Here is an 11633-nt window from a genome sequence, read left to right as displayed (position 1 = left end):
ACCAGCGCGGTCGTCGTGGCGCGCCACCCAGACTCTAGGAGATGCCGGTCAATGCCCTTAACCCCTGACGACCCACTACTCCGTGGTCGTGTAGCGGTTGGTGGTGCCGTGCCATTCCAGGCCGCCGCCCAGCCAGGCGCCGAGCGCCCACAGGAAGTGGTGGAGCTCGGGCGAGGGTAGGGCACGCAGCTCGTGGCAGTCGGCCTCGAAGGCCGCGACGATGTCGTTGTGCAGGGCGACAGCGCGTTCCGCCGCCTCGCGCAGGGTGCAGCCGCGCTCGGCGGCCACCAGCAGCACGATGTTGCAGTCGGGCAGCTCGTCGGCGGCCTCGCGGATCGCCGAGTGCAGGTCGTTGACGATGACGGCCGCGGTGCCCGCCCGCATGACGGCGCGGTGCACCCGCTCCTCGTAGAAGAGGTTGCCCGGCACCTCGTAGCCGCCCACGATGTCGGACAGGGTCATCGAGGTGTAGAAGCTGTCGTGCTGGCGGGCGGCCAGGTAGCGCCAGGCCTCCACGGGTTCGCCGCTCTGCCGCCAGGCGCCGTAGGCGTTCCAGCTGACCCACATCTGGAAGGACGTCAGGTTGACGCGGGCGAGCTGCGACGGCGTCGAGTGCACGGCCACGTGGTCGCGGGCCGAGGTCAGGGAGACGAGCACCGGGTCGCTCCTGAGCTGCGCCTCCAGCTCGTCGCCGAACTCGTCGGCCGGCGGCGGCGCGTCCATGGCCGACATCGCCAGGGCCAGCCGGCTGGCCAGCAACGCGGGGTCGGCGCCGAGTTCGGTCTCGTCGGCGTAGTAGTCGTCGCAGGCCCACCAGGCGGCGTTCATCTGCCCGGCCAGCAGCAGCCGGTCGGGGTCGTCGACGTCGGGGTGGGCGAGGGTGACCAGGTGGCCGAAGCCGGCTTGCCGGAACGTCTCGATGCGCCCCTCGTGCAGGCCGATCTTCTCCGCCCACTCCACCAGCCGCTCGTTGACCACCTCGCCGAGCGCGTGGTCCACGCGCACGGCGAGCGGGCAGTACAGCGCGGGCATGCTCCCGTCGGCCCAGGGCCGTTGCGCGAACACCAGCGGCGGCTGTCTGACGGTGCGGGGACCTGGCACACACCCGGGGTCCTGCGGTACGGCGAGGCCGCCCGCCGGTTGGGCGAACAGGCGGGCGGCGGAGGTGCCGAGCCCGGTGGGTCCGGGCAGGAACGCGGAGGGGTTGGGCATGACGTTCCTTTCGCTGGGCTGAGGTCAGACGCGGTCGGCGGCGATCAGCAGGTACTGGAAGCTGCCGTCCTTGTAGGCCGTCAGGAACGCGTCCTCGATGCCGGTGACCACGGATGAGCGCGCGCGCAGCTCCCAGTAGGGGATGGTCGCCTCGGTCAGGTCGATCACGTCGATGGGCACGAGGTGGTTGTCGGCCATGGCCTTGAAGTAGGCGCTGCGCGGGTGGATGTCGCAGACGTAGTGGGCGTTGATCTCGCTGACGGCCTTGGAGGGCAGCCCGTACACGTCGTTGTAGCAGCCGGTGATGGTCACGTAGCGGCCGCCGGGCGCGAGCAGCTGGGAGTGGGCGGCGAACAGCTTGGAGAGGTTGACGTACATCGTGCTCTCGTTGTTCCAGATGGCCTTCAGGCTGCCGGGTTCGAGGCCGGTCTGCAGCATGTTGCGAAAGTGGAACTCCACCTTGTCCTGCACGCCGCGCAGGCGCGCCTGCTCGTTGGCGAAGTCGACCTGCTTCTGCGAGATCGAGACGCCGTCCACGCGGCAGCCGAAGCGTTCGTGCGCCATGAAGCTGCTGCCGCCGCGGCCCGATCCGGCGTCGAGCAGCCGGTCGGTGGGCTGGACCTGGCCGAGGTGGTCGAGCAGCAGTACGGCCTGTGCGGTCTCGAGCCGGTGCATCTCGGCGATCATCCGCTCGTCGCGGGTCTCCTCCGGCTCGTCCAGCACGGACCAGTCGACGGCGCCGATGCCGTAGTGGTGGTGGTAGGTGCCGGAGACCTCGCCGAGGCGGAGGTTGACGGCGTTCTTCTCGCGGTTCCAGTAGTCGGCCACGGAGTGCTGGTAGGGGCTGGTGATGACCACGGACATGAAGCCTGCCTTTCTGAGAAGGAGTGCGACGCGAAGTTATCTCCCGGCTACCGAAAGTGAAATGTGGCGTTCCGGTCTCCGGAACCGCCGTTTCTCCTGTGCGGGTGGAGGGAACGAGGTGCGGCTTGCCGGGGCCGTACCCGATCGTCTAGATTTCGTTGAGTAAACGTTTATTCAATGAAATGTGGAGATCATGGCGACGCGTAAGGAACAGGCGGAGTGGCGGCGTGAGCAGCTGCTCGACGCGGCGTTGCGGGTGTTCGCCGCCAAGGGCGTGGACGGGGCGTCGGTCAAGGACCTCGCCGAGGCGGCGGGCGTGACGCCGGGGCTGCTCTACCGGTACTTCGACAGCAAAGAGGCGCTGGTCGAGACCCTGCTGCGCGAGCGTGGGTTCATGACGCGCCTGCGCGAGCTCCTGACCGCCGGCCACTCCGGACGGCCGGCCAGGGAGGTCCTGACCGAGCTGCTCACCGCCTTCGACGGACTGCTGGCGGGCAACGCCGAGCTGGTGGCGGTCTTCTTCAGCGCCACCCGCGCCCGCGCGGCGCTGGCCGAGCTGACCGGCGAGGGGCAGCGGCTCATCGGCGCGTTCCTGGCGGACCGGGTCGCGGCGGGCGAGCTGCCGCCGCACGACACCGGGACCGCCGCCAAGACGCTGTTCGCGGCGGTGGCGGTCAGCCGGGCCACGGGCTCGCCGATCGACGTCCCCGCCCTGGTCGGCCTGCTCTACCCCACGGGAAGGTGACACGAGGTGCGTACCAGAGTGCTCGTCGCCGGCGGCGGACCCGCCGGCATGATGACCGGACTGCTGCTGGCCCGCCGGGGAGTCGAGGTGGTCGTGCTGGAGAAGCACGCCGACTTCCTGCGCGACTTCCGCGGCGACACCGTCCACCCGTCGACGCTGGAGATCATCGCCGAGCTCGGCTGGAGCGGCGAGTTCCTTAAGCTGCCGCACAACAAGATGAGCGAGGTCGCGGTACGCATGGGCGGCCAGAGCGTCACCTTCGCCGACTTCACCCGGCTGAAGGTGCGCCACCCGTACATCGCGTTCATGCCACAGTGGGACCTTCTCGACTTCCTGTACGGCAAGGCCGCCTCCTGTCCCGGCTTCCGGCTGATGCGTTCCACGGAGGCGACCGGTCTGATCGTCGAGGACGGCCGGGTCGCCGGTCTGCGGGCCACGGGTGCGGAGGGCCCGATCGAGATCAGGGCGGACCTGGTGGTCGCCGCCGACGGCCGGCACTCCGTGCTGCGCGCCCAGGCCGGGCTGCTGCCTCTGGCGGGCTCGCCGCCCATGGACGTGCTGTGGTTCCGCCTGCCTCGGCGGGAGGGTGAGCGGGTGCCGTTCTTCCAGGGCGGGAGGGGCTCGCTGGTCGCCATCGACCGGGGCGATTTCTGGCAGTTCGCCTACACGATCCCGACCGGCGCGTACGACCGGCTCCAGGCGAGCGGGCTGCCGGCCTTCCACGAGCGGATCGCGGCCTTCGTCCCCGGCCTGCGCGAGCGGGTCGGGGAGCTCGGCTGGAGCGAGGTGCACCACCTGGCCGTCCGGGTCGACCGGCTGCGCCGCTGGCACCGGCCCGGCCTGCTGTGCATCGGCGACGCGGCCCACGCCATGTCGCCGGCCGGCGGGGTGGGCATCAACCTGGCCGTGCAGGACGCGGTGGCCACGGCCAACCTGGTCGGCCCGGCGCTGCGCCGTTCCGGGCCGCCCCCCGAGCGGGTGCTGGCGGCGGTGCAGGCACGCAGACAGTTCCCGGCCAGGGTCACGCAGGCGTTCCAGACGACGATCCTGCGCGACCTGTATCCGAAGCGGCTGTCGGACGACACCACGGAGCACGTGCCCGCGGTCTTCTCGCTCTTCCGCGCCCTGCCGCCGTTGCGCCACCTGATGGGCCGCTTCGTCGGGCTGGGCGTACGGCCGGAGCACGTCCGCTCCTGAGCCCCTTCCCACGCGCACCGCTGGGGCGTTTCGCACGCGCCGTTGAGGCGTTTCACCGGCGGGTCGTCCGGGCTCACCATCCCGAGCGGGACCCCGGCGGCGTCGCGGGCCGGGGCGAGCCGGATCCGGGCGGCGCGCAGCCGGGCGAGGTGGTGGAGAAACCCGCATATCGCCTGATTTCCGGACACTGCCAGATCTCCCCTGGGATGATCTTTATGGCAGTCTTCCTACCCCCTGGAGCGGTACAGGTGACAAGGCGAGCGCAGGTGCGCGCCTTTCTCGAACGACAGGTCGTCCAAAGGGCGATCATCCTGGTCATCATCGTCAACGCGGTCACCATCGGCTGCGAGACCAGCACCTACCTGATGCGCCACGTCGGCGGCGTCCTGGTCACGATCGACCACATAGCACTGGCGATCTTCACGGTCGAGATCGCCGCCCGCCTCTACGCGAACGGGCGATCGTTCTTCAAGGACCCGTGGAACTGGTTCGACGCGGTGATCGTGATCGTCTCCCTGATCCCGGCCAGCGGGCCGACCTCGATCCTGCGGGCGCTGCGGATCCTGCGGGCGCTGCGGCTGATCTCGGCGGTGCCGAGCATGCGCCGCGTGGTGCACGCGCTGCTCGCCGCCGTGCCCGGGATGGCCTCCATCATGGGCCTGCTCGTCCTGCTGATCTACATCGCCGCGGTCGTCTCCACGAAGTTGTTCGGCGAGATCATGCCGGAGCGCTTCGACGAGCTGCCGCGCTCGTTGTTCACGTTGTTCCAGATCATGACCGGGGACGACTGGGGCAACGTGGCCCAGGAGGTCATGGATCACAAGCCGTGGGCGTGGCTCTTCTTCATCGCGTACATCCTCATGTCCACATTTGTCGCCCTAAATCTCTTCATAGCGGTAGTGGTGAACGCCATGAACGACGCCGAGGCCTCCCCCGCCGAAGCCGAGACCCAGAAGGAGCTGAAGGCAGTGCGAGAAGAGCTCGCCGCCCTGACCGCCAAACTGGACGTCCTGGTCACCCGCGAGCTCACGACGACAGGAGCGTCAGCCCGAACGTCTGAAGGATCGGGATGATCGGCTGGTAGAACGAGCGCCCGCCGGTCGCGCAGTTGCCCGTGGAGCCGACCAGGATGCCCTGGATGTGCCCGTTCCACAGCAGCGGCCCGCCGCGGTCGCCCGGCTCCGCGCAGATGTTGGTCTCGATCAGCCCGTGAACGGTCCCCTGCGGGTAGGTGATGGACGCGTTGCGGCGCAGGATGATGCCGCACTGCCACCCGGTGGTGGCGCCCGACCGGCAGACCGCGGCCCCGACCGGCGCCTGCTGCGCGCCGGCGACCCGGATCTCGCCACCCCGGCCGTCGCTGACCACGCCGCGTGGCGTCCAGTTCGCGTTCACCCGGACCCAGCCCATGTTCTTGCCGGGGAAGGCCACCGCCTGGACGGTGCCCTGGGCCACCCGGTTGAGCCCGGTCACGGCGGTACCCGCGGGCGCGCAGTCGCCGGTGGTCACATAGCCGCCCTGGACGGACGCGCCGATCGTGCAGCGCGTCGGCCCGGCGTAGAACGCGTCGCCACCTCGGACGCTGTAGGCCGCCGGCGCGCTGATGAGCCCCAAGCCCAGCAGAAGGCTCACGGTGATGCTCCGTAATGCCATGCCTTCGACGGTACGGCGGCCGCCCGCCCTCAACAATGCGCAACCAGCTATAACGCCCGCGTTATGCCTCAAGGGCGCGGGCCGCCTGGATCCAGGAGGCGAACAGCGCGTCGTCGACCTCCTCGACGCTCTGGAGCTTGACCACCGCCATCTGCCGGTTGGCGGCCGTCAGCCGGCTCGACGGGTCCTCGATCTCCTGGCCGCGCCACAGGCCGAAGGTGACGTAGTTCTTGTAGGCCTTGAAGAACGCGACCGGCGTCTTGCCGGGCGCGCCCCCGAGGCTCCAGACCGGGTGCCCGTGCCATACCGCGCCGGGCTGGGGCATCGCCGCGTCGATCAGGGCCTGGAGCTTCTCCGCGATCTCACGCAGCGGCTGGTCGAGCTTGGCGGTGTAGTCGTTGACGGTCATCTCGGTGTTCCCTTCAGGTTGCTGACATCTACGCGTCGATCGAACGATGTGACAGGGAACGCGGACGCCCGGTTCGTCAGGGCGGACAATGGGCGGGTGACCGAGGTGAACTTAGTCCCCGCGCCCGTGCGGGTCGACTGGCAGGGCGAGACCGGGCCGCTGGGCGGGGACGTGCGGACGCGGGTGGATCCGGGGCTCGGGGCGGAGGCTTACCGGCTGAGCACGTCCGCGCTCGGGGCGGAGATCGTGGGGGGCGATCCGGCCGGGGTGTTCTGGGGGCGGCAGACGTTGCGGCAGCTTCGGGGGCCGGACGCGTTCCGGCGCGCGGCGATCGAGGCGGGGCCAGCCGACGTTCCGTATCTGGTCGTCGAGGATGCGCCGCGGTTCGCCTGGCGGGGGTTCATGCTGGATGTCGCCCGGCATTTCCTGCCCAAGGATGACGTGCTGAGGTATGTCGATCTGCTGGCCGTACACAAGCTCAATGTCCTTCATCTGCACCTCACCGATGATCAGGGGTGGCGGGTCCAGATCCGGCGCTATCCGCGGCTCACCGAGGTCGGGGCGTGGCGGCGGCGGACGCGGATCGGGTGGGGCGAGCCGGTCACCTGGGACGAACGCCCGCACGGCGGCTTCTACACCCAGGACGATCTGCGGGAGATCGTGGCGTACGCCGCCGAACGCCACGTCACCGTCGTCCCCGAGATCGACCTGCCCGGCCATTCGCAGGCGGCGATCGCCTCCTATCCCGAGCTGGGCAACACCGACGTGATCGACACCTCCGCCCTGGAGGTGCTCGGCGACTGGCTGATCAACCCCAACGTGCTGGCCCCCACCGAGGGCGTCCTGCGCTTCTACGAGAACGTTCTGGACGAGGTGCTGGAGATCTTCCCGAGCCGGTTCGTGCACCTCGGCGGCGACGAGTGCCTCAAGGACCAGTGGCGGGCGTCGGCCACGGCCCAGGCGCGCGTCAGGGAGCTCGGGCTGGCCGGGGAGGACGAGCTCCAGTCCTGGATCGTGCGGCACTTCGACCGGTTCCTCGCCGCGCGCGGGCGCCGTCTCATCGGGTGGGACGAGATCGCGCAGGGCGGCCTGGCCTCGGGCGCGGCCGTCATGTGCTGGCGCTGGTACGCCGGCGGCATCGCCGCCGCCGAGGCCGGGCACGACGTGGTGATGTGCCCGCAGCAGGAGGTGTACCTGGACCACGTGCAGGCGGCGGGCGAGGACGAGCCGGTGCCGTTCGGATGGGTGCACACGCTGGAGGACGTCTACCGCTTCGAGCCCGTGCCACCCCGCCTGGCCGGTACGCCGCACGCGGCCCGGGTGATCGGCGCCCAGGCCAACCTCTGGACCGAGGTCGCCGAGAACCGGGGGCGCGTGGACTATCAGGCCTTCCCCAGGCTCGCGGCGCTGGCCGAGGTGGCGTGGTCGCGGCTGCCGGGGCCGGACGAGCGCGACTTCGCCGGCTTCGAGCACCGGATGCACGCCGCCCACTACGCCCGCCTGGACGCGCTGGGCGTCGCCTACCGCCCGCCCACCGGCCCGCTCCCCTGGCAGCGACGCCCCGGAATCCCCGGCCGCATGCACAACAAACCCCGAAAGACCTGGCACATGGCCAAATAGCCCCCCACCCGAGAACTCCTCTCCCCGGCCGAGCACCCCGCCCCCGCACTCCCACACCCGGCCGGCACCCGACCCCACGCTCCTACACCCCGAGCTGCGGCCGGACCGCAACGCCGACCGGCCGGGCAGACCACGACCGGCTTCTCCGCCACCGGCTCCGGCAAAGGCCGCCATACCGGTGGCGGACCAGCCGCCGCCGGGCGTCAGCCGGGTTGGTGCGGGCCGGGTGGTGCGGCGCGTAGGGGCGGCGGTTTCCCGGCGCCCGGCAGAAGACCGCTTCCGGCGCGCCCCCTCGCCGGGCGCGGCGTCGGCTTGGGTGGTGAGGTGTGGGGCGGTGGCGGTTCGCCGGGGGTACCGCTGGTGGTTTCAGTGGGCTGGGGCGGGGTCGTCGAGGTGGTGGAGGAGGCGGGCGAGGACGCGGACGCACGCTTCGACGTCGGAGTCGGTGAGGTCGCGGCCGACCTCGCGCAGGACGGCGCGCTCGCGGCCGACCAGGGCGTCGACGGCGGCGGCGCCCCGGCCGGTGAGCCGGATGAGCGAGGACTTCTTGTGCGCCGGATTGGGCACGGACTCCACCAGGCCGAGGGCGGCGCCGTCGTTGATGGTGCGCTGCACGAACTGGCGGCTGAGCGCCAGCGTCCGGCCGAGCTGCGGGACGGTCGTCGGCCCGTTCTGCCTGAGCATGCTGAGCACGGCCCGCAGCCCCACCGTCAGCCCTTCGACGGGCGCGTCCTGCTCCACCTGACGCCAGGCCCGACGGTACAGCGGGCCGACGAGGTCGAACACCGCGACGAGCCGTTCGGCCCTCTCTGTCTCACTCACTCCACCATAATGACACCCGAGTTGTCATTCTCACGCAGAAATGACACCTTAGGTGTCATGAACGACATTTTCTGGACCGACCAGGGCCAGGGCCGCCCGCTCGTCCTGTTGCACGGCGGCTTCCTCGACCACCACATGTGGGACGACCAGATTCCGGTCTTCGCCGCAGGTCACCGCGTCATCGCGCCCGACGCCCGGGGGCACGGGCGCTCGGGCAACGCGGCGCGGCCGTACCGGCAGACCGACGATCTCGCGGCGCTGCTGCGGCATCTCGGCGCCTGGCCCGCCGTGCTGGCCGGCGTCTCCATGGGCGCGGGCATCGCGGTCGACACCGCGATCGAGCATCCCGATCTGGTCAGCGCGGTGGTGGTCAGCGGGGCCGGGACGAGCGAGCCGTACTACTCCGATCCCTGGACCGTCCGGGAGTGGACGGCGTGGCAGGCCGCGATGGGCGCGGGGGATCTCTGCGGTTCCGTCGAGGGGTTCATGACGTTGTCCGCCGGTCCGCACCTCGGGCCCGAGGGCCTCGACCCGGACGTCGCCCGGCGGCTGCGCGCCATGGCCACGGGCACCATGTCCAAGCACGCCGCGGGCGAGCCCAACCTGCTCGTGCCCGTGCGCGACACCTGGGAGCGTGCGGCCAAGATCGAGGTTCCGGTGCTCGCGATCAGCGGGGCCCTCGACTCGCCCGACCTCGTGGGGATGGCGGAACGGCTCGCCGCGAGCGTCCCGCACGGCCGCGCGGTCACGATCGGCGACGCCGCGCACCACCCCAACATGGAACGGCCGGTGGCCTACAACCGGATCCTCGCCGACTTCCTCCGCGAACACACCTGACGGACCTCACCTCTACGAGGAGGACAGCAGCAGCCTGGCCTGGGTCCAGACACCGTCCAGGAGCGACGGGTCGTTGCCGAGCTTGGCGAACAACACCATGCCCTCCAGCTGGGCGACCATCGCGCGGGCGGTCTCCGGCGTGCCCGACGGCCCGAGGGCGGTTCTGACCAGCTCCACCTGCTCGTCGAAGATCTGCCGCAGCCGAGCCCTGACCGTCTCGTCCTGGTTGCTGAGCTCCAGGGCGAGGTTGGCGAGCAGGCAGCCGTTGACCACGCCGGTGCTCTGCTTGGTCTGGCGCTGGGCGTCGGCCTGGGAGCGGAAGAGGCGTTCGAGCCGGTCCTCGGCCGGGGCCGCCGCGGTCAGGATGGCCTGCCAGGAGGCGCGCTGACCGGCCCAGTGGGCGTCGATGACCTCCAGCGTGAGCGCCTGCTTGGAGTCGAAGAAGTGGTAGAAGCTTCCCTTCCGCACGTCGGCCTCCGCGCAGATCTCGGCCACGCCGATGCTGGAGTAGCCCCGGCTGTGGATCAGCCGGCAGGCCGCGCCGAGGAGGCGTTCGCGAGCGTCACTCTGTCGTCCCATGAGAGCAGTCTACTTGAAAAATAGTTGACCGGTCGTCTAGTGTCCGTCTCATGACGACAACAGTGGCGATCGCCTACCACAGCGGCTACGGCCACACCGCCCGCCAGGCCCGCGCCGTGGCCGCAGGAGTGGACTCCGTTGACGGCGCCCGCGCCGACCTGCGCGACGTGAGCGTCCTGGACGAGGCGCTCTGGCAGGCCCTGGCCGACGCGGACGCGATCATCTTCGGCACCCCCACGTACATGGGCAGCCAGTCGGCGGCCTTCCAGTCCTTCGCCGAGGCCAGCGTGAAGGTCTGGAGCGAGATGGGCTGGCGGGACAAGATCGGCGCGGGCTTCACCAACTCCGCCGGCGTCAACGGCGACAAGCTCAACACCCTGACCTCCCTCGCCCTGTTCGGCGCCCAGCACGGCATGCACTGGGTGACGCTCGGGCTGCCGCCCGGCTGGCTGTACACCTCCGGCGGCTCCCCGCAGGACCTCAACCGGCTCGGCGGCTTCCTCGGCGCGATGGCGCAGTCGCCCTCCGACCTGGGCCCCGACGCGGCGCCGATGGAGTCCGACCTGCGCACCGCCGAACACCTCGGGCGGCGCGTGGCCACGACCGCCGCGCAGTTCGCCCGCGGGCGGCACGAACGGGCGGTGGCCTGACCATGGGCAGGCTCCAGGAGTTGCTGGGCATCGAGCATCCGGTCGTGCAGGGGCCGTTCGGCGGCGGGCTGTCGTCGGTCGCCCTGGCGGCCGCGGTGTCGGAAGGCGGCGGGCTCGGCTCCTACGGCGGGCACATCCTCGGCGCCGACGAGCTCGTGTCGCTGGTCGGCGAGTTGAAGGCGGCCACCGGGCGGCCGTTCGCGGTCAACCTGTGGGTGCCGCTGGCGGAGGAGGAGGGGCTGCGGGCCGTACCGGCGGACGTGGAGCGGCTGCGGCCGTACTACGAGGAACTGGGGGTCGAGCCGCCCGCGCGGGCGGCTCACCCCGGCTTCGCCGAGCAGGCGGAGGCGCTGCTCGCGGCGGCGCCGCCGGTGATCAGCTTCGTGATGGGCGTGCCGCCCGCATGGGTTCTGGAGGGGGCCAGGCGGGCGGGCGTCGTCACGATCGGCACCGCGACCACGGTCGAGGAGGCGGTGGCCCTGCGCGAGGCGGGGCTGGACGCCGTCGTCGCCTCGGGCAGCGACGCCGGCGGCCACCGGGGCGCGTTCCTGCGGCCGGTGCGCGAGTCGCTGGTGGGCACGTTCTCGCTGGTGCCGCAGGTGGCCGACGCCGTGGACATCCCGGTGATCGCCGCCGGAGGCGTCGCCGACCGCCGCGGGGTGCGCGCCGCGCTGGCGCTCGGGGCCGACGGTGTGCAGGTCGGCACCGCGTTCCTGGCCACCGAGGAGTCGGGCGCGAGCCGTACGCACAAGGACGCGCTGCTCGGGCCGGACGCGCGGGTGACCGTCCTGACGCGCCTGTTCTCCGGGCGTACGGCCCGCGCCATCCCCAACCGTTTCCTACGCGAGATGGAGCCCCACGAACAGGACGTCCCGCCCTACCCGGTGCAGAACGCCCTGATGCTCCCGATCCGCCGTGAAGCAGCGGCCAGGGGCCTGCCCGGCCTGGTCAACCTGTGGGCGGGCCAGGCGGCCCCGCTGGCCCGCGCGGCCAGGGCGGCCGACGTCCTGGCCGCCCTCACCACAGACTGAGCCGGCATCACAGA

Annotated in this window: 13 protein-coding genes; 7 read left to right on the top strand and 6 right to left on the bottom strand. The window is 71.2% G+C overall.

What is annotated here, in order from left to right:
- Nucleotides 1-75: 75 nt before the first annotated feature.
- Together ACIBHY_RS11105 and ACIBHY_RS11100 are read right to left on the bottom strand one after the other, a co-directional pair.
- Entirely contained in the window at nt 76-1212 is a 1137-nt protein-coding gene (locus ACIBHY_RS11105) for a family 2 encapsulin nanocompartment cargo protein terpene cyclase (protein ID WP_397306612.1), read from the bottom strand.
- A gap of 24 nt (nt 1213-1236) precedes the next feature.
- Nucleotides 1237-2076 (bottom strand): geranyl diphosphate 2-C-methyltransferase, encoded by an 840-nt coding sequence (locus tag ACIBHY_RS11100; RefSeq protein WP_397252329.1) that lies wholly within the window; start codon nt 2074-2076, stop codon nt 1237-1239.
- A 193-nt stretch (nt 2077-2269) separates the two neighbouring features.
- Here ACIBHY_RS11100 and ACIBHY_RS11095 point away from each other — a divergent pair, with 193 nt between their 5' ends.
- The 3 genes from ACIBHY_RS11095 to ACIBHY_RS11085 all read left to right on the top strand — a co-directional run bounded on the left by ACIBHY_RS11095 (nt 2270) and on the right by ACIBHY_RS11085 (nt 5091).
- A complete protein-coding gene (locus tag ACIBHY_RS11095; protein ID WP_397306611.1) occupies nt 2270-2821 on the top strand; it encodes a TetR/AcrR family transcriptional regulator in 552 nt (183 codons plus the stop codon).
- 6 nt (nt 2822-2827) lie between these two features.
- Nucleotides 2828-4018: an FAD-dependent oxidoreductase gene (locus ACIBHY_RS11090; protein ID WP_397306610.1), complete on the top strand. Its 1191-nt coding sequence runs from the start codon at nt 2828-2830 to the stop codon at nt 4016-4018.
- 248 nt (nt 4019-4266) lie between these two features.
- Nucleotides 4267-5091: an ion transporter gene (locus tag ACIBHY_RS11085; RefSeq protein WP_397252326.1), complete on the top strand. Its 825-nt coding sequence runs from the start codon at nt 4267-4269 to the stop codon at nt 5089-5091.
- On the opposite strand, the gene ACIBHY_RS11080 is transcribed toward ACIBHY_RS11085, so the two are convergent.
- Both ACIBHY_RS11080 and ACIBHY_RS11075 read right to left on the bottom strand, forming a co-directional pair.
- The gene (locus tag ACIBHY_RS11080) at nt 5045-5671 is read right to left on the bottom strand and encodes a S1 family peptidase (protein ID WP_397252325.1); all 627 of its coding nucleotides are present in this window, start codon (nt 5669-5671) and stop codon (nt 5045-5047) included. The two genes, ACIBHY_RS11085 and ACIBHY_RS11080, sit on opposite strands and share 47 nt — an antisense overlap.
- A 61-nt stretch (nt 5672-5732) precedes the next feature.
- Nucleotides 5733-6080, bottom strand: coding sequence for a DUF1801 domain-containing protein (locus ACIBHY_RS11075; RefSeq protein ID WP_397252324.1), 348 nt, complete (start codon nt 6078-6080; stop codon nt 5733-5735).
- A gap of 96 nt (nt 6081-6176) precedes the next feature.
- Here ACIBHY_RS11075 and ACIBHY_RS11070 point away from each other — a divergent pair, with 96 nt between their 5' ends.
- Complete coding sequence (locus tag ACIBHY_RS11070) at nt 6177-7700, top strand: beta-N-acetylhexosaminidase (RefSeq protein WP_397252323.1); 1524 nt, start codon at nt 6177-6179, stop codon at nt 7698-7700.
- 366 nt (nt 7701-8066) lie between these two features.
- On the opposite strand, the gene ACIBHY_RS11065 is transcribed toward ACIBHY_RS11070, so the two are convergent.
- Nucleotides 8067-8522 (bottom strand): MarR family winged helix-turn-helix transcriptional regulator, encoded by a 456-nt coding sequence (locus ACIBHY_RS11065; protein WP_397252322.1) that lies wholly within the window; start codon nt 8520-8522, stop codon nt 8067-8069.
- Nucleotides 8523-8579: 57 nt separating this feature from the next.
- On the opposite strand from ACIBHY_RS11065, the gene ACIBHY_RS11060 reads away from it, so the two are divergent.
- Entirely contained in the window at nt 8580-9359 is a 780-nt protein-coding gene (locus ACIBHY_RS11060; RefSeq protein ID WP_397306609.1) for an alpha/beta fold hydrolase, read from the top strand.
- Between the two features lie 12 nt (nt 9360-9371).
- On the opposite strand, the gene ACIBHY_RS11055 is transcribed toward ACIBHY_RS11060, so the two are convergent.
- Nucleotides 9372-9938, bottom strand: coding sequence for a TetR/AcrR family transcriptional regulator (locus ACIBHY_RS11055; RefSeq protein ID WP_397252319.1), 567 nt, complete (start codon nt 9936-9938; stop codon nt 9372-9374).
- 50 nt (nt 9939-9988) lie between these two features.
- On the opposite strand from ACIBHY_RS11055, the gene ACIBHY_RS11050 reads away from it, so the two are divergent.
- Entirely contained in the window at nt 9989-10588 is a 600-nt protein-coding gene (locus tag ACIBHY_RS11050) for a flavodoxin family protein (protein ID WP_397252318.1), read from the top strand.
- A 2-nt stretch (nt 10589-10590) separates the two neighbouring features.
- Entirely contained in the window at nt 10591-11619 is a 1029-nt protein-coding gene (locus tag ACIBHY_RS11045) for an NAD(P)H-dependent flavin oxidoreductase (RefSeq protein ID WP_397306608.1), read from the top strand.
- Nucleotides 11620-11633: the final 14 nt, after the last annotated feature.

It is taken from the genome of Nonomuraea sp. NPDC050547 (assembly GCF_044457345.1).
Taxonomy (GTDB): Bacteria; Actinomycetota; Actinomycetes; order Streptosporangiales; family Streptosporangiaceae; genus Nonomuraea.
Note: the sequence above shows the minus strand (reverse complement) of the source record. Positions and strands in the feature narration are given on the sequence as shown.